The organism is Thermosynechococcus sp. PKX82 (assembly GCF_031583255.1).
In the GTDB taxonomy this organism is placed as follows: domain Bacteria; phylum Cyanobacteriota; class Cyanobacteriia; order Thermosynechococcales; family Thermosynechococcaceae; genus Thermosynechococcus.
The window spans coordinates 617,825-643,685 of record NZ_CP134169.1; the positions used below are offsets into that span (position 1 = coordinate 617,825).

General features: G+C 54.1%; 26 protein-coding genes and 2 tRNA genes. 15 read left to right on the forward strand and 13 right to left on the reverse strand.

The features are described from left to right. Nucleotides 1–13: 13 nt before the first annotated feature. Nucleotides 14–86: transfer RNA gene (locus RHH53_RS02910), tRNA-Ala, on the reverse strand. A gap of 196 nt (nt 87–282) precedes the next feature. Here RHH53_RS02910 and RHH53_RS02915 point away from each other — a divergent pair. From RHH53_RS02915 to RHH53_RS02925, 3 genes are all read left to right on the forward strand, one after another. Next, entirely contained in the window at nt 283–1,593 is a 1,311-nt protein-coding gene (locus tag RHH53_RS02915; protein WP_225901633.1) for a PrsW family glutamic-type intramembrane protease, read from the forward strand. A gap of 97 nt (nt 1,594–1,690) precedes the next feature. Then, nucleotides 1,691–2,941, forward strand: coding sequence for a branched-chain amino acid ABC transporter permease (locus tag RHH53_RS02920; RefSeq protein ID WP_310744074.1), 1,251 nt, complete (start codon nt 1,691–1,693; stop codon nt 2,939–2,941). After that, nucleotides 2,931–3,743, forward strand: a complete 813-nt coding sequence (locus RHH53_RS02925; protein ID WP_310445728.1) for an ABC transporter ATP-binding protein — start codon at nt 2,931–2,933, stop codon at nt 3,741–3,743. The genes RHH53_RS02920 and RHH53_RS02925 overlap by 11 nt, the downstream gene beginning before the upstream one ends. A 118-nt stretch (nt 3,744–3,861) precedes the next feature. Here the strand turns inward: RHH53_RS02925 and RHH53_RS02930 are convergent, their stop codons facing one another. From RHH53_RS02930 to RHH53_RS02945, 4 genes are read right to left on the reverse strand one after another with little or no spacing between them, the layout of a single operon-like run. Further along, nucleotides 3,862–4,695, reverse strand: a complete 834-nt coding sequence (locus tag RHH53_RS02930) for a YwiC-like family protein (RefSeq protein WP_310744075.1) — start codon at nt 4,693–4,695, stop codon at nt 3,862–3,864. Between the two features lie 14 nt (nt 4,696–4,709). Further along, a complete protein-coding gene (locus RHH53_RS02935; protein WP_302677304.1) occupies nt 4,710–5,156 on the reverse strand; it encodes a CopD family protein in 447 nt (148 codons plus the stop codon). Beyond that, on the reverse strand, nt 5,156–5,872 hold the full coding sequence (gene ric, locus RHH53_RS02940) for an iron-sulfur cluster repair di-iron protein (protein WP_302678802.1): 717 nt from the start codon (nt 5,870–5,872) through the stop codon (nt 5,156–5,158). The genes RHH53_RS02935 and ric overlap by 1 nt, the downstream gene beginning before the upstream one ends. A gap of 34 nt (nt 5,873–5,906) precedes the next feature. Next, nucleotides 5,907–8,198, reverse strand: coding sequence for a nitric-oxide reductase large subunit (locus RHH53_RS02945; protein WP_310744076.1), 2,292 nt, complete (start codon nt 8,196–8,198; stop codon nt 5,907–5,909). A 187-nt stretch (nt 8,199–8,385) separates the two neighbouring features. On the opposite strand from RHH53_RS02945, the gene RHH53_RS02950 reads away from it, so the two are divergent. Further along, nucleotides 8,386–8,988, forward strand: coding sequence for a Crp/Fnr family transcriptional regulator (locus RHH53_RS02950; RefSeq protein WP_310744077.1), 603 nt, complete (start codon nt 8,386–8,388; stop codon nt 8,986–8,988). 98 nt (nt 8,989–9,086) lie between these two features. On the opposite strand, the gene dnaG is transcribed toward RHH53_RS02950, so the two are convergent. Further along, nucleotides 9,087–11,165 (reverse strand): DNA primase, encoded by a 2,079-nt coding sequence (dnaG, locus tag RHH53_RS02955; RefSeq protein ID WP_310744078.1) that lies wholly within the window; start codon nt 11,163–11,165, stop codon nt 9,087–9,089. 192 nt (nt 11,166–11,357) lie between these two features. Here dnaG and RHH53_RS02960 point away from each other — a divergent pair, with 192 nt between their 5' ends. Beyond that, entirely contained in the window at nt 11,358–12,467 is a 1,110-nt protein-coding gene (locus RHH53_RS02960) for an ATP-dependent 6-phosphofructokinase (protein ID WP_302677308.1), read from the forward strand. An 11-nt stretch (nt 12,468–12,478) separates the two neighbouring features. Here the strand turns inward: RHH53_RS02960 and miaB are convergent, their stop codons facing one another. Together miaB and grpE are read right to left on the reverse strand one after the other, a co-directional pair. Then, nucleotides 12,479–13,831, reverse strand: coding sequence for a tRNA (N6-isopentenyl adenosine(37)-C2)-methylthiotransferase MiaB (gene miaB, locus RHH53_RS02965; RefSeq protein ID WP_206200996.1), 1,353 nt, complete (start codon nt 13,829–13,831; stop codon nt 12,479–12,481). Between the two features lie 15 nt (nt 13,832–13,846). After that, entirely contained in the window at nt 13,847–14,533 is a 687-nt protein-coding gene (grpE, locus tag RHH53_RS02970) for a nucleotide exchange factor GrpE (protein ID WP_302677309.1), read from the reverse strand. Between the two features lie 326 nt (nt 14,534–14,859). Here grpE and RHH53_RS02975 point away from each other — a divergent pair, with 326 nt between their 5' ends. The 8 genes from RHH53_RS02975 to cobJ all read left to right on the forward strand — a co-directional run bounded on the left by RHH53_RS02975 (nt 14,860) and on the right by cobJ (nt 22,057). Continuing rightward, on the forward strand, nt 14,860–15,306 hold the full coding sequence (locus tag RHH53_RS02975; protein ID WP_310744079.1) for a hypothetical protein: 447 nt from the start codon (nt 14,860–14,862) through the stop codon (nt 15,304–15,306). Nucleotides 15,307–15,453: 147 nt separating this feature from the next. Next, a complete protein-coding gene (locus tag RHH53_RS02980) occupies nt 15,454–16,149 on the forward strand; it encodes an aldehyde oxygenase (deformylating) (protein ID WP_149820418.1) in 696 nt (231 codons plus the stop codon). A 44-nt stretch (nt 16,150–16,193) separates the two neighbouring features. Further along, nucleotides 16,194–17,222: a long-chain acyl-[acyl-carrier-protein] reductase gene (locus RHH53_RS02985; protein ID WP_302677311.1), complete on the forward strand. Its 1,029-nt coding sequence runs from the start codon at nt 16,194–16,196 to the stop codon at nt 17,220–17,222. A gap of 23 nt (nt 17,223–17,245) precedes the next feature. After that, a complete protein-coding gene (locus RHH53_RS02990) occupies nt 17,246–18,220 on the forward strand; it encodes an acetyl-CoA carboxylase carboxyltransferase subunit alpha (protein WP_206201000.1) in 975 nt (324 codons plus the stop codon). Then, nucleotides 18,217–18,924, forward strand: coding sequence for an SDR family oxidoreductase (locus RHH53_RS02995; RefSeq protein ID WP_310744080.1), 708 nt, complete (start codon nt 18,217–18,219; stop codon nt 18,922–18,924). The genes RHH53_RS02990 and RHH53_RS02995 overlap by 4 nt, the downstream gene beginning before the upstream one ends. A gap of 47 nt (nt 18,925–18,971) precedes the next feature. Then, nucleotides 18,972–19,646, forward strand: coding sequence for a GTP cyclohydrolase I FolE (gene folE, locus RHH53_RS03000; protein ID WP_225901689.1), 675 nt, complete (start codon nt 18,972–18,974; stop codon nt 19,644–19,646). A gap of 89 nt (nt 19,647–19,735) precedes the next feature. Beyond that, nucleotides 19,736–20,224, forward strand: coding sequence for a TM2 domain-containing protein (locus tag RHH53_RS03005; RefSeq protein ID WP_225901636.1), 489 nt, complete (start codon nt 19,736–19,738; stop codon nt 20,222–20,224). A gap of 3 nt (nt 20,225–20,227) precedes the next feature. After that, nucleotides 20,228–22,057 carry a precorrin-3B C(17)-methyltransferase gene (gene cobJ / locus RHH53_RS03010; RefSeq protein WP_310438011.1) on the forward strand — a complete coding sequence of 610 codons (1,830 nt, stop codon included), beginning with the start codon at nt 20,228–20,230 and terminating at the stop codon, nt 22,055–22,057. Here cobJ and RHH53_RS03015 read toward each other — a convergent pair. Together RHH53_RS03015 and RHH53_RS03020 are read right to left on the reverse strand one after the other, a co-directional pair. Beyond that, nucleotides 22,054–22,413, reverse strand: a complete 360-nt coding sequence (locus RHH53_RS03015; RefSeq protein WP_206201004.1) for a phage holin family protein — start codon at nt 22,411–22,413, stop codon at nt 22,054–22,056. The genes cobJ and RHH53_RS03015 overlap by 4 nt on opposite strands. Before the next feature lie 17 nt (nt 22,414–22,430). Further along, nucleotides 22,431–22,643, reverse strand: a complete 213-nt coding sequence (locus RHH53_RS03020; RefSeq protein ID WP_149820404.1) for a hypothetical protein — start codon at nt 22,641–22,643, stop codon at nt 22,431–22,433. A 140-nt stretch (nt 22,644–22,783) separates the two neighbouring features. Between RHH53_RS03020 and RHH53_RS03025 the strand changes: the two genes are divergently transcribed. Both RHH53_RS03025 and RHH53_RS03030 read left to right on the forward strand, forming a co-directional pair. Continuing rightward, entirely contained in the window at nt 22,784–24,031 is a 1,248-nt protein-coding gene (locus RHH53_RS03025; RefSeq protein WP_310744081.1) for a site-2 protease family protein, read from the forward strand. Between the two features lie 11 nt (nt 24,032–24,042). Next, nucleotides 24,043–24,726, forward strand: coding sequence for a type I restriction endonuclease subunit R (locus RHH53_RS03030; protein ID WP_206201007.1), 684 nt, complete (start codon nt 24,043–24,045; stop codon nt 24,724–24,726). On the opposite strand, the gene RHH53_RS03035 is transcribed toward RHH53_RS03030, so the two are convergent. The 3 genes from RHH53_RS03035 to RHH53_RS03045 all read right to left on the reverse strand — a co-directional run bounded on the left by RHH53_RS03035 (nt 24,727) and on the right by RHH53_RS03045 (nt 25,832). Beyond that, a tRNA-Trp gene (locus RHH53_RS03035) sits at nt 24,727–24,799 on the reverse strand. A gap of 8 nt (nt 24,800–24,807) precedes the next feature. Next, on the reverse strand, nt 24,808–25,170 hold the full coding sequence (rplS, locus tag RHH53_RS03040; RefSeq protein WP_302677316.1) for a 50S ribosomal protein L19: 363 nt from the start codon (nt 25,168–25,170) through the stop codon (nt 24,808–24,810). 65 nt (nt 25,171–25,235) lie between these two features. Further along, complete coding sequence (locus RHH53_RS03045; protein ID WP_302677317.1) at nt 25,236–25,832, reverse strand: nucleoside triphosphate pyrophosphatase; 597 nt, start codon at nt 25,830–25,832, stop codon at nt 25,236–25,238. Nucleotides 25,833–25,861 lie beyond the last annotated feature (29 nt).

Sequence of the window (25,861 nt, forward strand, 5' to 3'; positions counted from 1 at the left end):
TTTGCGTTTCCACTGGAGCTAAGCGGATTCGAACCGCTGACCCCTTCAATGCCATTGAAGTGCTCTACCAACTGAGCTATAGCCCCGCATCAGCAGAACTCTATCATTGCGCAAAATGCTGCCCTTTGTCAACTCCTGCCCCCAAAGTAACCCTCTGCCTAGGATGGACAGCCATGGTTTCCCCTCGCGATCGCCCTCTCGCTCAAAGGAAGTATCAAGTACCCAGTGTATAGTGGGTGTGAGTGCTGAGCAGGTCGGACTTTGGGAGTCTCATCGTCCCCCTTGCAGTTGATACGGGTACCAATGAATCGCGATCGCTCCCCCCTCCATCCAACGCTGAAGTATGCGGGTGTGCTGCGGCAAGTTTCCCCTGAAATGGGGCAGTTTTGGCTGTCTCAGGAGGAGGTGACCATTATTGGTCGTGACCCCGCTACCTGCCACATTGTCCTTGACGCTCACATCTATACTTCTGTTTCCCGCCACCATGCCCAACTCACCTGTCAAAAGCGTGGCAGTATTCCCGTGTGGGCGATCGCTGACCTCGGCAGTGTCAATGGCACCTATGTCAATCAACAGCGAGTAGAGAGCTTAACTGTGCTCAATGCCGGCGATCGCATTCAATTGGGGCGCCAAGGGCCTGAATTTGTCCTAGAATATCTTCCCCTCACCGAAGTCGTGAGTACCCAGCCCGATCAACCCCTCACCCTTACCCAACTCCTGCCTATTTTTGCCATTCATCCCGACTGGGTACGCAAAGCCTATCTGGTACCGGGGATTGTTACGGTTGTTGCGGTTATCCTCCTTTTCGCCACGGCTGGCTCCCCCGATGCCTTCAAGGTCATCTTGGCGCTCTATTTGGGCAGTGCTGCCTATTACTTTATCTATCAACTCTGTGGCAAGCGCAAACCCGCATGGGTTCTACTGGGCACATTGACGCTGGAAATGTTGATTCTGCAAAGCCCAATTTTGCCAGCCATGATCTATCTCTTTCGCACCATTTTACCCGGCCAACTGCATCCGCCCCATCCTTCATTTTGGGTGTTATTCAGCCGCAACTTCATTGGTGCCGGCTTAATGGAAGAACTCCTCAAGGCGTTACCCATTGTTGTGGCCTATGGCTTAGGGCGATGGCTGCCGAGTCCGTGGAAACAAAAGGTGGGCGTATGGGAACCCCTCGATGGCATTCTCTTGGGAGCGGCTGCCGGTCTGGGTTTTACTTGGATAGAAACCCTTGGGCAGTATGTCCCTAGTATTGCCGGTCAATTTGGTAATTTAGCTGGTCTGCAAGTACTGATTCCTCGGGTCTTGGGATCCCTAACGGGGCACATGGCCTACACGGGCTACTTGGGCTATTGTGTGGGATTGAGTGTATTGCGCCCCCATCGAGCGCCCTTGATTTTAATGGTTGGCCTAGGTCTAGCGGCCTTTCTGCATGCCCTTTGGAATACGGCTGCCGCCCGTTTTGGTCCGATGGGTTTGGCAGTGGTGGGGATTTTGGCCTATGTATTTCTCACCGCCGCGATTTTGAAAGCGCGTCAACTGTCCCCGACGCGATCGCAAAACTTTGCCACCCGGTTCTATGGTTATCGCTAGGCAGGTGTATAAAATATATTCATTTTGATTCCTTCATCCACTGGCGCGATCGCAACAGCGCAGCGCAACTGTCTCGCCCTTAACTTCGATGATCTAAATGGTTGGCTATCTCATTTCCCTTGGTATCTTTACTGCCACCTTTGCCCTTTTTAGCTTGGGGCTGAATTTGCACTGGGGCTATACGGGGCTAATTAACTTTGGCCATGTTGGTTTTTTGGCCATTGGTTCCTACACCACGATTTTGTTGGGAATTGCTGGCGTCCCCATGTTCTTTGCTGTCCTTGCTGGCGTGGTGCTGGCGATGGGACTGGGCTTTTTAATGGGGATTGCGACGCTGCGGCTGCGGGAAGATTACCTCGCGATTGTGACGATCGGCATGGCAGAAATTGTCCGCTTGATTGCCCTCAATGAGGATTGGCTAACCCGAGGCGGTCGGGGGGTGTATGGGTTTCCGCTGCCCCTTGCTCAGTTCAATCCCAATCTGCCGACCAAACTGGGGATGATTGCTCTTTTTTGGGTTGTGGTGGGGGCGGCTGCAGGGCAGTGGTGGCAATGGCTACAGCGGCAGTATGGGCGATCGCACCCCCGCTGGTTACTGCCTAGCTATGCAGCTTTATTCATTGCCGGTACCCTCAGCCTTTGGGCCACGTTGCTCCCCTTGAGCTTAGGCCGGGGAATGGCCATTTTTCCTCTTGGGTTGACACTGGTGACGCTGGGTGGGGCGATCGCCCTTGTGAACTATTATTGCCATCCAGAAAAACGAGCCGTGGTTCCCATTGCCCTGAATACCTTGGCCGCTGCTTTGGTGGGTCTGGTGGTCAAAGCCCTGACCCTTGGTCTGTGGGCCTTTAGCTACCGCGCTGGGTTGTTGTGGCTGCTGGTATTGGTGCTTGCTTTGGTGGTGTGGCAGTTGGAGCGTTTGATCCGTTCTCCTTGGGGACGGGTGCTCAAAGCCATCCGTGAGGATGAAGAAGTGGCCAAGGCCTTGGGTAAAAATGTCTTTGCCTACAAAATGCAATCCTTCCTTCTGGGGGGGGCGATCGCGGCGGTGGCCGGGTCGTTTTATGCGTGGCAGCTGACCTTTATTAACCCCGACGGCTTTGTATCCCTGATTACATTTCAGGCGTGGACCATTGTGGTTTTGGGGGGCGCAGGCAATAACATGGGTACCCTCCTCGGCGCTGCCCTCTTTTGGGCCTACACTGCCCTGACCCGCTTTATTCCCCTTGATGGCGGTCGCCTAGAGGCCTTGCGGATGATGCTCATTGGCCTTGTCCTCATTATCTTGATGATGTGGCGACCCCAAGGTATTTTGGGCAAAAAGGAGGAACTCAGCCTTGGTCGATGAATCTTCTCTTGCGCCCGTCTCTAGCGGTGTCAGTCAAGTCTTGCCTTCGGATCTCCTAGTGGCCACGGGGCTGTGCAAAAGTTTTGGTGGCATTCGCGCTGTCGATCATGTGGAAATTCGGGTTGCCCGCGGCAGCATCACCGGTCTCATTGGCCCCAATGGTGCGGGCAAAACCACCCTATTCAACCTGTTGTGCAACTTCCTCATCCCCGATCAAGGCCGCGTGATCTTTGACGGCGTCCCGATTAGCCATTTGCCCGCCCACCAAGTTGCTCTCCAAGGACTCCTGCGAACATTCCAAGTGCCCCGTGTGCTCTCGCGCCTCTCGGTTCTCGAAAATATGCTCTTGGCTGCGCCGCTGCAAACAGGGGAGAAATTCTGGAATAGTTGGCTACAACCGCTGCGCATTCGTCAAGAGGAACAAAAGCTGCGGCAACGGGCGTGGGAGATTTTGGAGTCTGTGGGGTTAACCGCTAAGGCCCATGACTACGCTGGCGCCTTGTCGGGAGGGCAACGCAAACTTTTAGAAATGGCACGGGTGATGATGCACCATCCCCGCATGGTGCTCCTCGATGAGCCAGCAGCAGGTGTTAACCCCACCTTGATCCATCAAATTTGCGAGCACATTGTGCGGTGGAACCAACAGGGCGTGACATTTTTGATTATTGAACACAATATGGACGTGGTCATGTCCCTGTGTCAGCACATCTGGGTCTTAGCAGAGGGGAAAAATCTGGCTGATGGTTCCCCCACTGAGATTCAAACCAATCCTGAGGTTCTGACCGCTTACCTCGGACAGTAGTTCCTACTCCCATTAAGGGCTAAAGCCTTGGGGATCGTTGGCACCCCTGAGGCTCTCCACAGCTTTGAATCCTCCCCCTCCTGAAGGGCGGCGCATTGAGCCAAAACCGCTAAAAAAGCTAAGGTCGAGGCAAATGGGCAGGCAACAGCGCCGCAAGGATCAGGCTGAGAAATAAAAATGCTGAGCCTGTTTCCAGCAAGGCAACGTTTTTTATGGCTGTGTTTCTGTACCAGTTGGCTTGCCAAACAATGAGGCCAAACTTGAGCAGTGCAATGGCAAAGGCCGCCGCTGCCAAGGGGGGCAACCACCCTAGCCACCACAAAAGACCAATGAGGAGAGCGGCAACACTGTGATAAATCAAACCAGGGAGCCAAAAGGCGGTTTTGTGCTTACGCAGCTTCACAGCAAAAATCGCACTGCCAAAGAAAAGGGTATTCAACAGCCATAATCCAACAGACAGGAAAGAGACCTCTTCAGTGGTGGCCATCTCCGTTAGGGGAGCCACCAAGCAGACCCCTGCAAAGGTGAGTAACTCGTTCCAGATGGCTTTGCGTTGACGATAAACTACGGCAATACTATCAATCACAAAAATGGCGATCGCCCCTAGGTAAATCCAAAGTAACCGTGGCACCTCAAGGTAAAGATAAAAAGCAAGGCCAAGGGCAAGGGCACTGTAGACGCCTCCCCACATCAGGCAACGGGGTTTCCAACTTCGCCGCTGCTTGATTTGTAGTGTTAAGGGATGCTCCGCCTGAAAGGCACTAAAGGCAGTCACCAGAGCCAGCGTGGTTCTCCAACTCCAGTGCTGCGCTGCTGCTGCCCCCGTGAGAAACGCCACAATCAACATCACATAAACCCCATGTTCTGGGGAGAAGGTGGGCACGTACCAAGGTGTTCCCCTCCTTGCTGCTGATGCAGTTTCCGTAGCCGCTGATGGCTCTGAAATGGTCATGATTGCATCCTCCACTAAACCAATCCCCCTAGACGAATACCAACACCAAAAATAGTCAACAGAACAGCCAGAACTGTGACCCCCATAATGTGAAACCCCAGCCGGGGCAGTGTTTCTGCTGTCAGCTTGGGCAAAATGAACCACCGAGCCTGTACAGCGAGGGCAAGGGTTGCCAGCAACAGTCCCAACTTCACGAGAACATATTGGGAGACCACAGACTGCGGTGGCCAAAATCCCACCCCGCCGGGAAAATAAATGAGGGTTAGGGCAATACCCGTCAGCACCTGCAGCAATAATGCCCCCAGACCCAACCTTTCAAAAGGCTGCTCAAACTGCTGGATGGGCGTTGCATCCTGCTGCCTGAGGGCCTTGGGCAGAACGGTTAGGGCAAGAATAAGGTGCCCGCCCACCCATACAGTTGCGCCGAGGGTATGGAGAATCACCAGGAGTTTGAATAACATCACGACGCACAGGCTAGACGCTTGGCTTCAAGGAGGGCGATCGCCTTGGGAAACAGGAGATTGTTTTCCTTGTGGATATGCTGGTGCAAGTCTTTCTCAAGGCTCAACAGCCCTGCCAAAAGCACGCGGTACGTATTGCAGGCCCACTCAGGCGGCGTAAAACCATCGCTCAGGCGCCGCAACTGGGTGAGGGCTACGCCCGTCTCTGCATGCTCCCGTTGCATACAATCAATCGCAGCTGGGATCAAGACATTGACTGCCTGATCATAGTTTTTCTCCAACTGCCGCAGCCTAGGGAACAGAACTTGCTCCTCTTTTTGGAGGTGGGTTTTTAGCTCTGCGGCCAAGGCCACGACGGTTGCGTGCAGTTGCTGGAGACGGGCATCCCGCGAGCCGTGAACGGCCGCCACCTTCTCCGCCTGCGCCTCGAGGCGGGGGAGTTCCCGCTGCAAGTAGGCATGGTGCACTGTTTCAATGTGGTCAACGAGGGCGGTCAGTGAAAGGTCAGCGATCGCCGGCTCAGGAGCAGTTTCTATGGCAGCTTCTAGCTCCTTAAGGAAGGTTTGGGCATCGATGCCCCGCTGGGCACAGGCTTCAGCAAGGGTTTGCCGACCACCACAGCAGTAATCAATCTCTGCCGTCTCAAACAAGGCCGCTAAGGAAGGGTAATCCCGCACAAGGGCACCCACCGTATCCGTCAGTTGTAAAGATGTCATGGTCAGGCCTCCAAATACAAGGTGGAGAGAGAATCTAGCGGGTAAGGTCGAGGGAGACCGCAACACTGGGCTGCCGCCAAATCCCCCAGAGGGCGCGTCCTACGCCATAGATGAGCAGTCCGGCACCAACGGCAAAGATGACATCCCCAGGAATCCGCAGCCAGACGGTCCATTCCATCCAGGGGGAGTGAATGACGGCTCCACTGCGGGCATACCAAGTACCGTGGTTAATGGATTGCACCAGCTGATAGAAGCCATTGGGAATCAGACCGAGCACCAGCATGCCCACCAAGCCACCGTTGAGCCACCAAAATGCCCAGTTGAAGGTCTTTTCATCCCAAGCAGTTTCCGGGGTGATTTCCCGCAGAACAAAGAGCATTAAGGCGATCGCCAGCGAGCCGTATACGCCGTAGAGGGCGGCATGGGCATGAATTGGCGTCGTATTCAGTCCTTGGGAATAGTAGAGAACTATCGGTGGATTGATTAGAAAACCAAAAACCCCTGCCCCCAGCAAATTCCAAAAGCAGGTAGCAATGAAAAATCGCAGGGGTAGCCGATAGAACCCTTGGGCTTCTTGGGAAAGCTGCAGCGACTTCAGAACCTCAAACCCAATCAGGGTCAAGGGAACCACTTCCAACGCTGAGGCCACAGCGCCCAAAGCAGTGATCAAAACCGGTGTACCCGCAAAATAGAGGTGATGGAGTGTGCCAATGACACCACTGCCGAGGTAGAGAATGGTGGTCAAGTAGGTGGCTCGCAGAGCTGCGGAGCGCCTTAGGAATCCCAGTTCACTGCACAAGTAGGCGATCGCCACCGTGGCAAAGACCTCAAAGAAGCCCTCTACCCACAGATGAACCACCCACCAGCGCCAATACTCGGCCACACTGAGAGGGGTATGGTTGGTGTACATCAGCCCTGCCCCATAAAAGAGGGGAATGGTAATGGCGCTGTAAAGGAAAAAGTGGTTGAGGCCTGTCTTGCTCCCTTCTGCCTGAAGGGCAGGTCGCAGCGCCCGAAACATCAACCATAACCAAAATACCATGCCACCAATCAGCAAGAGTTGCCAAAGTCGCCCTAGCTCCACATACTCATAGCCCTGATGGCCCAGCCAAAAACTCCGGGCACCCAGATAGCCCTGAACGGCTGCCCAAGCTCCCCCAAGGGAACCAAGAACCACTACGGTGAGGGCAATCAGAAGCCCCATGTTTCCCCAAGCCTGAAACTTCGGTTCATGGCGCGCAAAGCGAGGGCCAAAGTATAGACCGGCCGCCAGCCAGCAGGTGGCAATCCAAAAGACCGCCAGTTGCACGTGCCATGTCCGTGAGGCAGCGTAGGGGAGATACTGCTGAATTGGCACACCATAAAATCCATCTCCTTCCACGGCATAGTGGGCAGTGACCATGCCCATGAGGATCTGCAGGAGAAACAGACCCATGGCCACCCCAAAGAAAAGGGTAGTCACTTTTTGGCTGGGGGTGGCAAGGCGGATGGCGGGGCGCTCTGTTACCGCTTGAACCGCATCCTCCCCTTGGAGCAGATAGACAACGAGAAAGCCGGCGATCGCAGCAATTAACACAACGACTGAGACAATCGACCAAATGACAAACTGCCCTGGGGGTTGGTTGCCCACCAGTGGATCATGGGGAAAATTCGCCGTGTAGGAAAAGGGCGCCAAAGGACGAGTGGCGACTGCTGCCCAAGCGGTCCAGGCAAAAAAAGCAGTCACATCGCGGATTTGCGCGGGATCAGTAAACCAGTTGCGCGGAATAGAGTGCGCCGCAGCACCTTGGGATAGCAGTGTTTTGTACTGCTCAAAGACGTGGCGCAGTCCTTGGGCTTGAGCACGGGTGAGCGTCAGCACTCCTGTTTCAGGATTGTAACGGTTGGGCTTAAATTGCTCTTGGACTTGCACCTGTAGTTGAGCCCGCTCAGAGGCAGAGAGTGCCTCCCAATCTGCTTGGCTAAAGCTCGCATCGCCGCGGTAGAGAATTCCAGCCGTGGCTAGACCCCAGCGGTGCAGCACATCCGCTGTCCAGTCTGGAGCCAGATAACTGCCATGACCCCAGATGCTGCCAATGTGCTGGCCGCCCCGTGCCAAATACAGTTCTTGACCTCGCTGTATGTTCTCACAGCTAAAAAGCACCTCCTGTTGGGGCGAGACAATCGTTGTCGGTATCGGCGGGGCATGCCGGTAAATAACGGCGCCTGCTGTCAGCAGCACACTAAAGGTAATGACACAGACTAGCACTAACCAAGCGGGCAGCCGCAAGTGCCACCCTCGCTCTAGGTGAGCTGCTTGAGTAATATTGAAGGGGACGTTTGCCATAGACACTTCCTCTCGGCAGCTATTGAGACTTAAGGTAGCTGCGGCTTGGGGGGTAGCGCCTTGACTTAGGTCAAAAGGAACCTTGAGAAATATTTAACTTTTACGGTGGGTCATGAAAGCGGGTATTGAGGAATGTCTGCGCCAGTCACCAATGTTTAGTGAGCTTTCGCCACCCCAGCTAGGGCGGTTGGTTGCAATTGCACAGTTACAGACTTGGCAACGGCAGCAAATCATTTTTAGAAAAGGCGATGCCGCTGCGGGGTTTTTTGTTGTGAAAACCGGGCGGGTCAAGGTCTTTAATCTCTCAGCGGCAGGGAAGGAGCAAATCCTAAATATCTTTGAACCGGGCGACAGCTTTGCGGAGGTGGTGGCCTTCGATAACCAGCCCTATCCTGCCTCGGCAGAAGCAATTGAATACGTTGAACTGATCTTTCTGCCGCGGTTCGCCTTTTTGAATTTGCTCCACCAAGATGCGGATCTAACTGTTCGTTTGCTAGCTAGCTTTGCTAGGCATCTGCGTCATTTGGTGAGTCTTATAGAAGACCTTTCCTTTAGACAGGTGCCCCAACGCCTAGCAGCCTATTTGTTGCAACGATTGGCCACTAGCGATCGCCCAGATAGTATTACCCTAGATTTGAAAAAAACAGAGCTGGCCGCTTTGCTAGGCACTATTCCTGCAACGCTGTCGCGGGCGTTTTACGACCTGAATACCCAAGGCATTCTGAAGGTAGAGGGCAATGAGATTACCATCTGCGATCGCCAGCGGCTACAAAGATTGAGTGAAGAATAGTCGAGCTTTTTCCCCAAGGCTCAACCGGCTCAAAACCTTCAGAAACAATTTTGGGGAGCGATGAAGGGGCTCAGTATTGAACAGCGCCAGAACTAGACCTAGGTATAGCTGCGAATTGCGGCCAACGGCGGACAGCGCTGCTGATCCAATTGCTGCAGGTATTGGCGATGCTGGTAGTAGTCACGGCGCAGTTGGGCAAGCACTTGCAGTCGCTCTGGCGCCACACCGGGGATGTCGTCAATCGCAGGTTCGTTGTCGGTGAGTAGGCGATCCAAATACTGGCGCAGGGCTTCGCTGGCAAGGGATTCACTTAAAATCAGCGCGACAGTTTCCTGCCAAGTCCGGAGAATATAGCGACATCGCTTTTCAACAGCAATGCGCTCAAGGGCTGCTGCCGCTGCTTGGATCACGAGTTCAGGACGATCCAGACTCACGGTAGTCGTTTCATCCAAATGGAGTAGTGGAGTAATGAGGGCGGCCTCCTCTGCCTCATCGAGGCGATCAAAAAGGTGCGTGACCAAATCTAAATCCGTGAGTTGGGTTCCTGTTTCCGTGGGCGAATGAAGGGGCCACTCAGTGGTATAGGGATCATCGGGCGCTGGCAGACCGGCACAGTACGCTTCTTCAATGGCCAAGATCTGCCGCCACAGCCAACGATGGTGGGAGAGGCTAAATTCAATGTCCCGCGCTTGCAGGGCTTGGCGAATCAGGGGACGATAGTCGCCGCAGTGGAGGTAGAGGCGCAGCAGTTGTTCTTCCGCCGCTTGACGGAGGTTATAGTCCGCCGGACGTTGCCATTTTTGCGATCGCCCCTGCCAACGTTGACCCCGCACCTGTTGCCGCAGGGATTCTTCTAAACGGAGAACGAAGCGACTATCATGGCCTCCCAATAGCTCAGCACAGTGGTGAATGTAGTGGCTGCGCAGTGTGGCATTGGGCAGTTTTCCCAACAGTTGGCTCAGGGCTTGGCTCGCCTGCTGAAATTGATCACTTTGCTTGAGATCGTACTGCTGCACAATGGTTTGCATTTGCCAATCCAGCCACAGGGGCGCTTGATCCAAGAGAGCTTGGTAGTGCTCCCGCTGTGCTTCACCCGCGCTGAAAAAGTCAGCCGCATCTTTGCCCGCTGGTAATGTGAGAATTCGCAGTTGCAGATCACCCCGATAGGCCAAATCGGCAGCCTCACCAATGGCGCGATCGGCCGCCCGTTCTCCCGCTGGGTCGGCATCAAAGTTGAGAATAATTTGCTTCGACTCGGTGTAGCGCAGCAGTAATTTAATTTGAGCTTGGCTGAGGGCCGTTCCTAGACTGGCCACCGCTTGGGAAAACCCCGCTTGGTGCAGCGCCATCACGTCAAAGTAACCCTCGACAACAATTGCTTGATCTTGGCGGGCGATCGCCTGCCGCGCCTTATCCAGCCCAAAGAGCAACTGCCCCTTGTTAAAAATCGGGGTTTCTGGAGAGTTGAGATACTTTGGCTCTTCGTTGCTGAGGGTGCGACCGCCAAACCCCACCACCCGTCCTTGGGCATCCATAATCGGGATCATCAGGCGATCGCGAAAGCGGTCATAGTAGCCGTCCCCTGTCCGCCGAGGGATAATCAAACCGGCCTGTTCTACCAGCTGAGGGGGATACCCTTTTTGCTCCACAAGGTAGGTGTAGAGCACTTGCCAACCCGCAGGGGCATAGCCCAAGCGAAATTGCTGAATCGTCTCCTCTCGCAGATGGCGTTGCCGCTGCAAATAGTCTTGGGCGGCTTGGCCAATGGGTTGCCGCAGGGCATGTTCATAGAAACTAGTGGCGATCGCCAGAATCTCGTAGAGTTGCTCTTGAAGGGAGAGCCGCGCTTGTAGGGCCTGTTTTTGCTCACTATCGAGGGTGCGCACTGGAATCTGATGGCGTTGGGCAAGGTCGAGTACCACCTCGGCAAAGGAGCGTTTTTGCAGTTCCATCAGGAACTTAATGGCATTGCCGCCCGCCCCACAGCCAAAACAGTAATAAAAGCCCTTCAGGGGACTCACCGTAAAACTGGGGGTTTTTTCCTCATGAAAAGGACAACAACCCACGTATTCTTGCCCACGCTTGCGTAGGACAACGTGCTCGGCCACCACATCGACAATGTTAACCGCTTGGCGCACCGCCTCAATCGTATCGGGGTGTAGGCGAGGAATTTCCATAGATCACTAGTCTAAGCGATCCCCCTAATCAGAGATTCCCCGCTGCAAAATTCAACGATTCCTAAGGATGTTGCAAGCTCTTAACTCAAGCAGTCAAGGGCGATTGACCTTCGCTAGGATGTTGACGGTGTCGTTGTTAGGCGCAGAGGCAGGCTTTGAGGCCATAACCGTTCACATAGGGAGCAAGGATTCATGAGTACCAGCCGCAAACGACTTGGTGTGTTTACGAGTGGCGGAGATTGCCCGGGTCTAAATACGGCCATCCGTGCTATTGTTGCCCATGCTACCTTAAGTTACGGTTGGGAGGTGCTTGGCATTCTCCACGCCACTCAGGGGTTAATTGAGCGGAAGGCGATCCCCCTCAATGCCGAGGGTCTCGGGGGAATGGATGTACTGCTCAACATGGGGGGAACCATTCTCGGAGCAATTAATAAGGGCGATACCCTTGGCCATGCCGATGAAGTCATTGCTGGGTACTATGAATTGGGCTTGGATGCTCTTATTGCCATTTGTGGCGATGGCAGCTTGAAGATTTTGCATCAACTGGCGCAAAAGGGAAACTGGAATTTCCTTGCCATTCCGAAAACCATTGATAATGACGTTGCTCTTACGGATCGCGCCATTGGCTTTGATACCGCCGTCAACATTGTGGTGGAAGCCCTGAGTCGGATTACCTCCACCGCCGCTAGCCATGATCGCGTCTTTGTGGTGGAAGTGATGGGGCGCACTGCCGGTCACTTGGCTCTGTATTCGGGGATTGCTGGGGGTGCCGATATGATCCTCATCCCAGAAATTCCTTACTCCATTGAAGGCATTTGCCAGCATCTGCAAAAGTTGCGCGATCGCTGGGGACGTAAGTTTGCCCTCATCGTCGTTGCCGAGGGTGTCAAAGAACTGGAGCAGGACGCCCACCAGCGCCGCCATTGCAGTATTGGTCAGTACATTGCCGATAAAATTGCCCAGCACAGTCCCATCCCCATTGAGCTGCGGGTTTCAGTCCTAGGTCACATTCAACGGGGCGGTGCCCCCATGGCCATAGATCGGCTGTTGGCAGCGGGCATGGGCCATACCGCTGTGGATTTAGCCGCTCAAGGGACATTTGATCGCATGGTAGCTTGGCAGGCAGGACAGGTGGTCACTGTTCCCATTGCCGATGTGGTGGCTCAATGCCCACGCCATGTAGATCCCAATAGCTTTTTAATTCGCACGGCTCAAGGGCTGGGCATTTATGTCGGGGATCAGCCGATGCTGCCCTATGTTGATCCCACTCTTTGCCGCGATGAAGTGATTTGTGCGATCTAGACCCCACGGAATCAGCCAACCAAGGAATGAGCTGTAAGAGGCACGCCACTGAGGCTAAAGGCTCGCGCCTCGGTAATGCGAACCCGCACCAGTTGTCCCCGTAGGGTCTCAATCTCACCGGGTAAGTAGGTCAGGCGGTTGCCATCCGTGCGGCCATAGACTTGTTGCGGATCCTTGGGATTGACCCCCTCCACCAGCACTACCTCTTCCCGTCCAAGATAGCGTTGGGAGCGATCGCTGGCGATCGTGGCCACTAAATGATTCAGCCGTTGCAGACGATCTTCTTTAATCTCTTCCGGTACTTGATTGTCCCAGGTGGCCGCTGGCGTATTCGGGCGCGGTGAATAGGCTGCCGTATTCAGTTGGTCAAAGCCCACCTCCGCCACCAGATCTAGGGTGCGTTGGAATTGGGCTTCTGTTTCGCCGGGAAAGCCGACAATGGCATCGGCACTAATGGCGGCATCTGGCATATAGCGGCGAATCGTTTCAATGATTTGTAGGTAACGCTCGCGAGTATAGCCCCGTGCCATTGCCCTAAGAATCTCATTATCTCCCGACTGAAAGGGAATGTGGAAATGCTTACACACCTTGGGCAGTTCGGCACAGGCTCGAATCAAGCGTTCTGTAAAATAACGGGGATGGCTGGTGGCAAAGCGAATCCGCTCAATGCCGGCCACATCGTGGATGTAATAGAGCAGATCCGTAAACGTGTGCTGTCGTCGCCCCTCTGGGGTAATTCCCGGCAAATCGCGACCGTAGGCATCAATGTTTTGCCCAAGGAGCGTCACTTCCTTGTAGCCTTGAGCCGCCAGTTCCTCAATTTCGGCGCGGATTGCCTCGGGGCGGCGGGATTGCTCTTGCCCCCGTACCCCCGGCACCACACAGTAGGTGCAGCGTTCATTACAGCCATAGATCACATTGACCCAAGCAGTGACCGTACTATCGCGGCGGGGTTTGGTAATGTCCTCAACAATGTGCAGTGGCTCCGTTGCCACCACTTGGCTGCCATTCCACACCTGCTCCAGCAGCTCGCCAAGGCGATTGGCATACTGCGGCCCCATCACCAGATCCACTTCAGGCACTCGCCGCAGCAATTGTTCCCCCTCCTGTTGAGCCACACAACCGGCCACAATCAGCGTTAGGTTGGGGTCTTGATGTTTGCGCTTGGCTTGCCGCCCTAGGTAAGAATAGAGTTTCTGCTCGGCGTTGTCGCGAATCGTGCAGGTGTTGTAGAGCAAGACATCGGCCTCATCCGGCTCGGCCACCGGTTCTAAGCCCATTGCTTCTAAGACCCCGGCCATGCGCTCGGAGTCGGCCTTGTTCATTTGGCAGCCAAAGGTGGTGATGTAGTAGCGGCGTGGCATTCCCTTGAAGTGCCCCTATACGTCCGTCACATCATTGGTGGGATTCGTGTCACTGGCACTACCCTCTTCAGGAGGAGCGGCCACTTTGACCATGGCATGGCGCAACACGCGATCGCCCAGCATATACCCCCGCTTGAGTTCTTCAATCACCGTGCCTTCAGGGTGCTCATTCGTTGCTTCCCGCAGCACAGCCTCATGGAGATTGGGATCAAAGGGCTTGCCTCTGGCCTGCATCGCCGAAACACCAATGCGCTTGAGGCATTCCACCAGTTGCTTGTAAACCCCCTGATAGCTGCGGTGAATTTTTTCTTCCGCCTCTGTTTCGGTTTGAATGTGGGTGCGGGCTAGCTCAAAGCTATCCACCACCGGCAGTAAATCAGCAATGACGCTGCACTTAATCTGTAGCTCTAGTTCCTCTTTTTCTCGCTGGGTGCGTTTGCGGAAGTTTTCAAAGTCAGCGGCAAGGCGCATATATTGGCTATTGCGCTCCTCCACCACCTGCGAAAGACTAGCCTTGGCAGCTTCAAGGGCAGCAATTTTCTCTAGCAAGTCCGCTGCATCCGCAGGAGTATCCGTAGAGGTCGCCTCAGATGCTTGACCCTCTTCGCTCGTGGTGGCCTCTGCATGATTCTCAACGACATCGGGGGTAATTTCGCCTTCTTGGGCTTCAGCAGCGGGGTTGGTTAGGGTTTCATCACTCATAGGTTGACTCAGGTTATGCCCTCTAGACTGTGGATTGCGCACCGCAGTGCGTTTAACTCGTGCAATCGTTTTAGCCTATCACTTTACCCATTGTATCAATAGGGGCGAGGCATCCGTCTATTACGGACTTCTCTACTACGGCTCTTTTCCCAAGGCTGGCACGCAGCCAAAAACCAGAGGGGCACTATGGAAGAGGATTGCCTCCCCTTTATGGATCCCCTATTTTAGGACAAGGTTCATATTGGGTTTGGAACTGAAAGATTCAGTTGCTCGTCACTTAAGGGCATGACTGCCAAAGCAAAGTTTAGGAGTGGGAGTTTGCGTTGATGTCCTTTCACCCCATGACATTCAGCCTGATTCTAGCGTGCGCGTTGACAGGTATCAGTCCAGTGCTGGCACAGACAGAGCCACCACCACGGGAAAACTTTAATCCCTTTGGGGTAGATAATCCAGTCCTCCAGCGGGCACGGAATTGGGCACGACAGGCAGCAGAGCGGGCGAATGGCGGGTTGAGTCGCTACCGCGCTGAAGCATCCATGTTTGGGCCTGCGAGTCAATCCCCCTACGTGGACAATGGTGATGGTACGTTTACCTTTCGCTTTCTAGGGGGGGCACCTGCGGAACCACCAACTATTGAAAGTATTGTCACGGTCAACCCCGACCCCAGCAATCCGATGATTCGCATTGACTACAATGGCCCTATTCAGTTGGCCGCTCCTCCCCCTCAGCCGTTGCCAGAAGTGCCACCCCCAAGCAATATGGGCAGTTTCTAGTGCTATCGGTGCATAGAGATTCGCCTATTCAGGAACTCGAAAATCTCTGGCACGCTGCCCCTCGTCAGGGGATCGCTGCTGCGCTATGATAACGGAAGCCCTGCTACCTCATAACTTCTAATAAATTTGTGTTTAGGAGAGTTTGCAATGACAACGGCTACCGCTACCCCTGAGTTGGACTACCATAGCGATCGCTACAAGGATGCCTACAGCCGCATCAACGCCATTGTCATTGAAGGTGAACAGGAAGCTCACGACAATTACATTGACCTAGCCAAGCTGCTGCCCGAGCACCAAGAAGAACTCACCCGCCTTGCCAAGATGGAAGCCCGCCACAGAAAGGGGTTTGAGGCCTGTGGTCGCAACCTGAGCGTGACCCCAGATATGGAATTTGCCAAGGCCTTCTTTGAAAAACTGCACGGTAACTTTCAAGCGGCACTCGCAGAGGGGAAAATTGCGACTTGCTTACTGATTCAAGCTTTAATCATCGAGTGCTTCGCGATCGCCGCCTACAACATCTACATCCCGATGGCAGATCCCTTTGCCCGCAAAATTACTGAGGGTGTGGTCAAAGATGAGTACAGCCACCTCAACTTTGGCGAAATCTGGTTAAAGGAAAACTTTGAGAGCGTCAAAGCCGAAGTTGAAGAAGCCAATCGCGCCAACCTGCCCTTGGTCTGGAAAATGCTCAACCAAGTGGAAGCAGATGCCAAAGTGCTTGGCATGGAAAAAGACGCCCTTGTGGAAGACTTCATGATTCAGTACAGTGGTGCCCTAGAAAATATCGGCTTTACCACCCGCGAAATTATGAAGATGTCGGTTTATGGCCTAACTGCGGCATAAGGGTGGCTTAACATATCGTTACATTTTAGTCACCGCACGCTTGTATGTTTGGATTAATTGGTCATCTGACGAATCTGGAGCACGCCCAAGCCGTTGCCCACCAGTTAGGCTATCCCGAATACGCCGATCAAGGCTTGGAATTTTGGTGTATGGCACCGCCGCAGATCGTCGATGAGATTACGGTGACAAGCGTCACGGGCAAAACTATCTATGGCAAATACGTCGAGTCCTGCTTCTTACCGGAAATGCTGGCCAACCAGCGGGTGAAGGCGGCGACTCGCAAAATCATTAACGCCATGGCCCATGCCCAAAAGCATGATATTGACATTACGGCGCTGGGGGGCTTCTCCTCGATCATCTTTGAGAACTTTGATCTGGAGAAAATGTCCCACGTTCGCAATATCGAGCTAGACTTTCGCCGCTTTACCACGGGGAATACCCACACCGCCTATATCATCTGCCAACAAATTGAGCAGGCGGCGCCCCAAGTGGGGATTGATTTGCGTCAGGCAACTGTGGCTGTCTGTGGGGCTACTGGGGATATTGGCAGTGCTGTCTGCCGTTGGTTGAATACCTGCTTGGATGTGCAGGATCTCTTACTGGTGGCACGAAATCGCGATCGCCTGCTAGATCTACAGGCGGAATTGGGACGGGGGAAAATTCTAGACTTAATGGATGCCCTGCCCCTTGCCGATATTGTGGTTTGGGTGGCCAGTATGCCCAAGGGCGTCGAGCTGAGCGTTGAGCAGTTAAAACGCCCCTCGCTGATGATTGATGGCGGCTACCCGAAAAATATGGGCACTAAAATTCAGCACCCGCAGATCCATGTTCTCAATGGTGGCATTGTCGAGCACGCCCTCGATATTGACTGGAAAATTATGGAAATTGTGAATATGGATGTGCCCTCACGGCAGATGTTTGCCTGTTTTGCGGAAGCCATGCTTTTGGAGTTTGAGGGCTGGCACACCAATTTCTCTTGGGGGCGCAATCAAATCACGGTGGAAAAGATGCAGCAAATTGGTGAGGTCTCCCGTAAACACGGATTTCAGCCCCTACTGTTGAACCCTCAGTAAAACCAAAAGGAACCCAATCGCCTATGGCAAACGAACGTCGCACGCTTCTGTTGGAGTTTGAAAAGCCCCTTGTGGAGCTAGAAGCCCAAATTCAGCAGGTGCGGGATAAGTCCTCGGAGTTTGGCGTTGATGTCTCGGAGCAAATCCGTGAATTGGAAGAGCGCGCCAAGCAACTGCGCTATGAAATTTTCAGTAAGCTGACGCCGGGGCAAACCCTGCAGGTGGCTCGTCATCCGCGCCGTCCCAGCACGCTGGATTACATCCAAGCCATTAGCGAAGAGTGGATTGAACTCCATGGCGATCGCCGAGGCAGCGATGATCCAGCGATTGTCGGTGGTATTGGTCGCCTCAATGGTCAACCCGTCGTGATGCTGGGGCAGCAAAAGGGTCGCGACACCAAGGATAATGTGGCTCGCAATTTTGGTATGGCCTCACCGGGGGGCTATCGCAAAGCCCTGCGTCTGATGGAGCACGCGAACCGTTTTCAGATGCCCATCCTCACCTTTATTGATACACCAGCGGCTTGGGCTGGGGTAGAGGCGGAGAAGTTTGGCCAAGGGGAAGCGATTGCCTACAATCTGCGGGAGATGTTTCGCTTTGAGGTGCCGATCATCTGTACCGTGATTGGTGAAGGTGGCTCAGGGGGAGCCTTGGCCATTGGTGTCGGCGATCGCCTGCTGATGTTTGAGCACGCCGTCTATAGTGTGGCGCCCCCAGAAGCCTGTGCCGCAATTCTCTGGCGCGATGCCCAAAAAGCGCCCCAAGCGGCGGAAGCCCTGAAAATTACGGCTCGCGACCTGCTGAAGCTGGGGATTATTGATGAAATTGTGCCCGAGCCTGTCGGCGCTGCCCATAGCAACCCCGTAGAAGCGGCGGAAAATCTCAAGGCGGCTCTCCTGCGAAATTTGGCGGCAGTGCAAGCCCTCAGCAGTAGTGAACGGCGGGAGTTGCGCTATCAGAAGTTTCGGCGCATGGGCGTCTTTAGTGAAGCGATATGACCCAACAAGTCTTAATCACGGGCGCCAGTAGTGGCATTGGGGCCGCCACGGCCATTGCCTTTGCCCAAGCGGGGTTTAATGTCGTGCTGTTGGGGCGATCGCCCGCCAAACTTGCTGCCGTTCATGCCCAAGTGGTGGCCTGTGGGGTTGAAGCCCATACCTTTAGCGTGGACTTTAGCGATCCTGAACCCCTGCGATTGCGCCTTGATGAGATTCTCGCTCGTGTTGGCGATGTCCATGTACTGGTGAATAATGCGGGGATGGCTAGGACTGCGCCCCTGATTGATCAACCCTTGGCGGACTGGCAGCAAATTCTTAACGTCAACCTCACCAGTGCCCTCATTTGCTCGCAAGCGGTACTGCCGCAACTGCGATCCCGCCAGTGCGGTACGATAGTAAATGTTGTTTCAATTGCTGGACGCCAAGTTTTTCCCGACTGGGGCGCCTACTGTGTCTCGAAGTTTGCCCTCATGGCCTTGACCAAAACGATGGCGGCTGAAGAACGCGCCCACGGTATCCGCGTGATTGCCATCTGTCCCGGCGCCGTTGATACCCCCATTTGGGAAGACGTAGCAGGAAACTTTGACCGCACGGGGATGTTAACCCCTGAACACGTTGCTAACACGATTTTGTACACGACTCAATTGCCGCAAACGGCTTTTGTGGAAGAGCTAGTGGTGATGCCCCTTGGCGGAACCCTCTAGGCTCCCTTTGTCCTTCACTTGTCACTCTTTCTATGACAACGTTCAATATGCCCGATTCGATCATCAACGGTAAAGCGACCACTCCGGCAATTCTGCCCGATCGCAACACCCACCAAGGCAAAGAAGCGATTCCCCACCCACCCCCCCCTGAGGTTGCCAAAGAAGAAATGATGGCCGCAGTGCGCACAATTCTACTCAATGTGGGTGAGGATCCCGATCGCGAGGGGTTACTGAAAACCCCCAAGCGGGTTGCTGAAGCGATGCAATTTCTCACCAGTGGCTATAGTCAATCCCTTGAAACCCTTGTCAACGGCGCGATTTTTGATGAAGGCCACGATGAAATGGTCTTAGTGCGCGACATTAACTTCTTTAGCCTCTGTGAGCATCACATGTTGCCTTTCATTGGCAAAGCCCATGTGGCCTATATCCCCAATCAGCGGGTGATCGGCCTCAGCAAATTGGCACGAATTGTCGAAATGTATGCACGGCGGCTGCAAGTGCAGGAGCGCCTGACCCGTCAAGTGGCCGAAGCCATTGAAACCGTTCTCGATCCGAAGGGGGTGGCTGTGGTCATGGAAGCCAGCCATATGTGCATGGTGATGCGCGGTGTCCAAAAACCCGGCTCTTGGACGGTGACCAGTTCGATGCTGGGGGTTTTCCGTGAAGATCAAAAGACCCGTGAGGAGTTTCTGAATCTGATTCGTCATCAGCCGAATTTCTAGGACGTATCCTTGGGGGGCGATCGCTAGCCCCCGCAGTGGTTTTCAGAAACTTAGGTTAGGATGAGAAATAGCGGAATCCTCCTGAGATCATGGGGCAAACACTCTCCTTTTCCAGTCATCGCCAACGCTGGCAAACGCAGCCAAAATTCCTCAAGGTGGGGGTTGCCTATCTGCTGTGGTGCTTGAGCTTTGGGGGTTTCTGTGGCCTGCAACGCTTCTATGTCGGCCAGCCGATGATTGGCTTTTTGTACCTGATCACCTTTGGCTTTTGTGGCATTGGCCAATTCATTGATCTCTTTTTAATTCCGGGGATGGTAGATCACCGCAATACCTACCTGCGGGGGCGCTATCTGACCGCATGGGAACAAGCCGACCTCAACCCCACGACGCCCATGCACCGCTTACTGCAAGTGGCTAAGGAACACGGTGGCGTCCTTTCTGCCGCCCAAGCCGCACTTTATACCCATTTTGATGCCCAAACCGTTGAGGAACTGCTCTTTGAAGCCCAACGCCTCGGCTACGCCACAGTATTTAACGATCCAGAAACGGGCGCAGTGCGCTATCGCTTTGATGTCTAGTTCATGCCACGGTTAGACCAGTTTCAACCCATTGGGGCGATCGCCACCACTGCCCAAGGGCTGGCTCAACTGCAACGCCTTGTTGACACGGGGATTCCCCTGAACATCTGGGTACCCAGCCATTTAGCATCCACTCACCCTAGGGTACAAACCTACGATCGCCCCCTTGCAGCCCATTTGCAGGAACACTGGTGCCACTATCGCGCTTGGGTCTTTGCCCTAGCCTGCGGTGCGGTGGTGCGGTTAATCGCGCCCCTGTTGACCCACAAAAGACAGGATCCGGCGGTCTGCGTTCTGTCTGAGGATGGTCAATGGATCGTGAGTTTGCTAGGTAGTCATGGGGCTGGGGGCGATCGCCTGTGTCAAATGCTCAGCGCCGCCATTGGTGCGACACCCATTCTCACGGGAGCAAGTCATGCCCAAGGCTACTTTGCTGTGGATACCTGGGGAACGGCCTTGGGGTGGCAACGAGGCAGCGGCGACTGGAACGCGATCGCCCGCCAACAAGCTCAAGGAAAACCGCTGCAAGTGTATCAAACCTGCGGTAGCTCTTTGTGGCGCACGGCTCTTAGTTCAGATCACCCCCTTGAGTTTGTCAGCACCCCACCCCTAGAAAATGCGGTTTGGATTACCGAAAAAGCGTTGCCCGCCTCTTTGACCTCAGGTGTGGCTTGGCATCCACGGGTACTGTGGCTCGGCATTGGCTGTGAACGGGGAACATCCGCAGCCCTGATCCAGCAGGCCATTGATCATACCCTTGCCCAAGCCGGGTTAAGCCCGCTGGCGATCGCCGGCCTTGCCAGTATTGATCGCAAAGCCGATGAAGTGGGGTTATGTCAGGTGGCTGCGGCGCACCATTGGCCAAGCCGCTGGTTTTCCGCTCAAGAATTGGCGCCTGTTAGCGTACCCACCCCCTCAACCATTGTCGCCGCAGAAATGGGAACGCCCAGTGTGGCTGAAGCCGCAGCAGTATTAGCCAGTGAGGGGGGGCGTTTAATTGTTCCTAAGCAGATTTACCGTCAAGGGGGTGAACCCGGTGCGGTGACGATCGCCATTGCCCAGTCTGAACGGGAATTCATTCCCCGCCAAGGTGCCTTGAGCCTGATTGGCACTGGTCCGGGAGCCTTGGATCAACTCACCCTCGCAGCCCGTTCTGCCCTTTTGGCCGCCGATATTCTCGTGGGCTATGGGCTTTACCTAGAATTGCTGGCCCCCCTGCGGCGACCAGGACAGATGGTTGCTGCCTATGCCATTACCCAAGAGCGACAACGCGCCAAAGATGCCATCGATCTAGCCCAGTGGGGACTCAATGTCGCCGTGGTCTCTTCTGGGGACTGTGGCATCTATGGCATGGCGGGTCTGGTGCTAGAGCTATTGGCAGAAGCGGGTATCAGCGATTTACCCGTAGAGGTGTTGCCGGGGGTGAGTGCCGTGAATGCTGCCGCTGCCCGCCTAGGGGCACCCCTGATGCATGACTTTTGTACCATTAGCCTCAGCGATCGCCTGACCCCTTGGCCAGTGATTGAGAAGCGCTTACGGGCGGCGGCTGAAGCCGATTTTGTGACCGCCCTTTATAATCCGCGTTCGCGCGATCGCCAGCAGCAATTGGTGGACGCCAAAGCCATTTTCTTAAAATATCGTTCACCGCAAACACCCGTGGCGATCGTCCGTGCCGCCTATCGCCCTGAGGAGCAGATCACCCTCACCACCCTTGGCGCCTTGAAACCGGAAACGGTGGATATGTTCAGCTTGGTGCTGATCGGCAATGCCAGTACCCGCCGCTTCCATGATTGGCTGATTACCCCTCGTGGCTATCTAGGAAAGGCATCCTAGAGCAAGCCGGCCTGACCCAGCAGACTAAAGCAAGCCCAGTTGACAATACTGAGGGCGATCGAGCCAAAAAAGGCGCTCCAAAAGCCATTGCGTAGTCTAAAGCCATCGACAAGGGCTGCTGCAAGGGCAAAAATGGCGGCATTGATAATCAGCGCAACCAAACCAAACGTCAGAAAAATAAAGGGGAATGCAAAGAATTTCAGGATAGCCCCCAACGTGGCATTCAAAAAGCCGAAGACAATCGCCGACCACAGCGCGGTTGTGAATTTATCAATTTCCACACCCAAAAATGAGAGGCGCGACACAATAAACAAACTAATACTGGTCACAATCCAAGTAATGAGTAAACCCCACATACGCAGCTCCTCACCAGTTAAACAACAATCAAAAAGAAGGGCAGTACGGGTATCCCAAAAGTCACGCTAAGCCAGTAGCTGATCAGACTGAGGAGAAGGCTCAGGAGCAGTGAGAGACACAATGACCACAGCAAATGGGAGCCAAACTCCTGCAACCCTTGCCAAAAGGAATCAAAGGGCACGTCTAGGACATGGCCATTGGCAGAGACCAGTACAGGGGCTTGAGACATCGCACCATCCTCTAGCAGCGTTGCCTTTATTTTAGGCCAGAGATGGGAAGGTCACGTTTTGAGACGCAAATTTTTGTAAATCATGTGTATTCAGAATCTGGGGCGATAATGGAGATAGAGCGCGATGCACTGAGGTGGGCATGGGACAAGGTTGGCAAGTGGGGCGTGTCTTTGGCATTCCCCTCTACATTGATCGGTCGTGGTTTCTGGTGATTCTGCTGTTTACCTTTCTCAATGGCAGTGACTGGCAAGCCACCTACCCGCAGTGGGGAGCACTGGCATGGGGAATGGGATTTGTCGTTTCCCTGCTGTTGTTTGCCTCAGTCTTGCTCCATGAATTGGGACACAGCTTGGTGGCACGTTCCCAAGGGATTACGGTGCGCTCGATTACCCTCTTTCTCTTTGGCGGCATGGCGGCCATTGAACGGGAATCCAATACCCCCGGTCAAGCTTTTCAGGTGGCGATCGCGGGGCCTTTGGTGAGTTTTGCCCTTTTTGCCCTGTTGCAAGGGGCAGCCGTGGTACTGCCGGGGGATCATCCCCTCCATGAACTGTTGCTCTATCTGGCCAATATCAACTTTGTCTTGGGGGTTTTTAACCTTCTGCCGGGACTTCCCCTCGATGGGGGTCAAGTGCTCAAGGCAGCCGTTTGGAAATTGACAGGCAATCGCTTTCAGGGGATGCGTTGGGCGGCGCGATCGGGACAACTGTTGGGCTGGTTGGCCATTAGTTTTGGGCTGTTTGTGACCCTCCTTGGCAGTGGTAATGGCCTGTGGTTGGGACTGTTGGGTTGGTTTGCCCTGCAAAATGCGATACTCTACCACCGTCTCAGCCAGCTCCAAGAAACGCTGCTCACTCTAACGGCTGCCGAGGCCATGACACGGGATTTTCGCGTCATTGAGGGCACGCTCTCTCTGCGGGAGTTTGCCGATTGCTATCTCCTCCTAGCTGATCGCCAGCCCACAGCCTACTTTGTCGCCACCGATGGTCGCTACCGCGGTTATTTGGAACCCCAAGCCTTGAACCATGTGGAGCGCAGCCGCTGGGAAGTGACGCCAGTCGAAGAGTTAGCCGTCCCCCTGCGGGCGATCGCCACCGTCAAAGAATCAGACTCTCTCGCCAAGACGGTTTGCACCCTAGAGGAGCAGCAACAGCGCTTTGTTACGGTTTTAACCCCTGCCGATGCCGTGGCGGGCGTCATTGATCGCGGCGATGTCCTACTGGCTCTAGCCAAACGGTTGCACTGGCAACTGGGGAAACAGGACATTCAACGCCTCAAGCAAGAAAGGCACTATCCCCCTGAACTGCAATTATTGGAACTGGCAAAAACAGCGCTGCAATTTCAGGGGAGCGATCGCGGCACACCACTCGTTTCTCAAGTTCGCTAAGAATTTTAACAATGGCTACTGCAACGGCGATCGCTCGAGCAATCATCAACTTTCGGGATTTAGAGACCAAATTAGGTCTCGTTAAATCCACCAACCCTAACTTTTTTCCTGAGTGGCAATCGGAAACAGCACAGCTCAGCGATAGGGAAATAGAGGCATTAAACCGCTTATCCCAACGGTATTTACTCTACTTAGAAGAAAGTGAAGTGAGCGAGGGAACACTAAACATTATCTTGCTATCCCCCTTACTAGACGCATTAGGCCTGTGTGACCCCCCCTATCGCATTCGCGGTGAAACATGGGTAGAAATCCAAACGGAAGTTGATAGTGAGGAGGGCAAAGTCAGCCTAGAGGGACGGATAGATGCGCTGACGATTCGGGACAACTTCTGGCTAGTCGTGATTGAAGGTAAACGAAGTGGCTTTAGTGTCTTACGGGCTGTGCCCCAAGCCCTTGCCTATATGTCTGCCTGTCCCGACCGCAATCTCCCTATTTTTGGCTTGGTGACGAATGGCTATGACTATCTTTTTGTGAAACTCATTGGCAATGAATTTGCGCTATCTCATAACTTTACTTTGCTTTCCGATAGCGATCGCAATCTCATCCGCGTCGCCCAGATACTCAAGCATTTAGTCCAGTACATCCCTGTTGCAAAGGACTTTAAGACACCAAAACCTTCAGATCAGATTAACTAACGCGCCCTGGAGGACTCGAACCCCCGACATCCGGTTTTGGAGACCGACGTTCTACCAACTGAACTAAGGACGCAAGGCTGTTTACAGAGGGCGATCGAACCGTGCTTTGATACGCGAGGCCTTACCCACGAGGTTGCGCAGGTAGTAGAGTTTGGCACGGCGGACTTTACCCCGCTGGATTACTTTTATACTATCAATTCGTGGCGAATGTAGCAAAAAGACGCGCTCAACGCCCACTCCTTGGAAGACACGGCGCACGGTAATGGTGCGGTTAATGCCCGTGTTGCGCATAGCAATCACATCCCCTTCGTAGGGTTGGACGCGCTCTTTACCGCCTTCTTGAATTTTGACACCAACCCGAACGCGATCGCCCACATGAATCACGGGCAAGTCAGTCTTCATTTGCTCCGCTTCAATCGAGCGAATAATGTCTTGGGCGTTCATGACAGTTCCTTAACTCGCAATCTCTTAGCATACCCTAAGCATTTAGACTTGTCTAGGCCAGTTTTTCATTTCTTGCTTTGCACATCGCCAAGGGTGTATCCCAAGCTCAGCAGCATCTGCCGCAGTAGGGGCAAGCTCAAGCCAATGACATTACTAGGAGTCCCGACAATTTTCTCGACAAAGGCACCACCTTGGCCATCGAGGGCAAAACAACCAGCACAGGCAAGGGGTTCACCAGAAGCGACGTAGGCAGCGATTTCGGCATCGCTAATATCGGCAAAAACAACTTGGGTGGACTCGACCTCAACACAGGTGCGCCCCTGTGCCAAGTCAATCAAGGCATGGCCTGTCAGCAATTCTCCCGTTTGACTGCGCATTTGTTGCCAGCGGGCGATCGCCACCTCTGGCGAGGCTGGTTTACCATAAATTTCTCCCCCTAGAACCAGCACAGAATCACAGCCCAAAATGAGGGCGGGGGGTGGGTAGGTTTGAGCCACTGTTTCTGCCTTACACCGTGCCAGTAATCGCACCAGTTCCGTGGGAGTAGTTGCCTGAATCACGGATTCATCAAAGTGACTGGGTTGAATAATGGGATCAATGCCAACCTGTCGCAGCAGTTGGCGGCGCGCCGGCGAGGCAGAGGCAAGAACAAAGGGCACCATAGGACTGCTTGCTAAGTAACCGATTCTTA

Excerpts from the sequence above, each read along its gene's own strand:
- RHH53_RS02920 (WP_310744074.1), top strand. The coding sequence starts at position 1,691 with ATGGTTGGCTATCTCATTTCCCTTGGTATCTTTACTGCCACCTTTGCC.
- RHH53_RS02930 (WP_310744075.1), bottom strand. The coding sequence starts at position 4,695 with ATGACCATTTCAGAGCCATCAGCGGCTACGGAAACTGCATCAGCAGCA.
- RHH53_RS02935 (WP_302677304.1), bottom strand. The coding sequence starts at position 5,156 with ATGTTATTCAAACTCCTGGTGATTCTCCATACCCTCGGCGCAACTGTA.
- ric (WP_302678802.1), bottom strand. The coding sequence starts at position 5,872 with ATGACATCTTTACAACTGACGGATACGGTGGGTGCCCTTGTGCGGGAT.
- RHH53_RS02945 (WP_310744076.1), bottom strand. The coding sequence starts at position 8,198 with ATGGCAAACGTCCCCTTCAATATTACTCAAGCAGCTCACCTAGAGCGA.
- dnaG (WP_310744078.1), bottom strand. The coding sequence starts at position 11,165 with ATGGAAATTCCTCGCCTACACCCCGATACGATTGAGGCGGTGCGCCAA.
- RHH53_RS02960 (WP_302677308.1), top strand. The coding sequence starts at position 11,358 with ATGAGTACCAGCCGCAAACGACTTGGTGTGTTTACGAGTGGCGGAGAT.
- miaB (WP_206200996.1), bottom strand. The coding sequence starts at position 13,831 with ATGCCACGCCGCTACTACATCACCACCTTTGGCTGCCAAATGAACAAG.
- grpE (WP_302677309.1), bottom strand. The coding sequence starts at position 14,533 with ATGAGTGATGAAACCCTAACCAACCCCGCTGCTGAAGCCCAAGAAGGC.
- RHH53_RS02975 (WP_310744079.1), top strand. The coding sequence starts at position 14,860 with ATGTCCTTTCACCCCATGACATTCAGCCTGATTCTAGCGTGCGCGTTG.
- RHH53_RS02980 (WP_149820418.1), top strand. The coding sequence starts at position 15,454 with ATGACAACGGCTACCGCTACCCCTGAGTTGGACTACCATAGCGATCGC.
- RHH53_RS02985 (WP_302677311.1), top strand. The coding sequence starts at position 16,194 with ATGTTTGGATTAATTGGTCATCTGACGAATCTGGAGCACGCCCAAGCC.
- RHH53_RS02990 (WP_206201000.1), top strand. The coding sequence starts at position 17,246 with ATGGCAAACGAACGTCGCACGCTTCTGTTGGAGTTTGAAAAGCCCCTT.
- RHH53_RS02995 (WP_310744080.1), top strand. The coding sequence starts at position 18,217 with ATGACCCAACAAGTCTTAATCACGGGCGCCAGTAGTGGCATTGGGGCC.
- folE (WP_225901689.1), top strand. The coding sequence starts at position 18,972 with ATGCCCGATTCGATCATCAACGGTAAAGCGACCACTCCGGCAATTCTG.
- RHH53_RS03005 (WP_225901636.1), top strand. The coding sequence starts at position 19,736 with ATGGGGCAAACACTCTCCTTTTCCAGTCATCGCCAACGCTGGCAAACG.
- cobJ (WP_310438011.1), top strand. The coding sequence starts at position 20,228 with ATGCCACGGTTAGACCAGTTTCAACCCATTGGGGCGATCGCCACCACT.
- RHH53_RS03015 (WP_206201004.1), bottom strand. The coding sequence starts at position 22,413 with ATGTGGGGTTTACTCATTACTTGGATTGTGACCAGTATTAGTTTGTTT.
- RHH53_RS03020 (WP_149820404.1), bottom strand. The coding sequence starts at position 22,643 with ATGTCTCAAGCCCCTGTACTGGTCTCTGCCAATGGCCATGTCCTAGAC.
- RHH53_RS03025 (WP_310744081.1), top strand. The coding sequence starts at position 22,784 with ATGGGACAAGGTTGGCAAGTGGGGCGTGTCTTTGGCATTCCCCTCTAC.
- RHH53_RS03030 (WP_206201007.1), top strand. The coding sequence starts at position 24,043 with ATGGCTACTGCAACGGCGATCGCTCGAGCAATCATCAACTTTCGGGAT.
- rplS (WP_302677316.1), bottom strand. The coding sequence starts at position 25,170 with ATGAACGCCCAAGACATTATTCGCTCGATTGAAGCGGAGCAAATGAAG.
- RHH53_RS03045 (WP_302677317.1), bottom strand. The coding sequence starts at position 25,832 with ATGGTGCCCTTTGTTCTTGCCTCTGCCTCGCCGGCGCGCCGCCAACTG.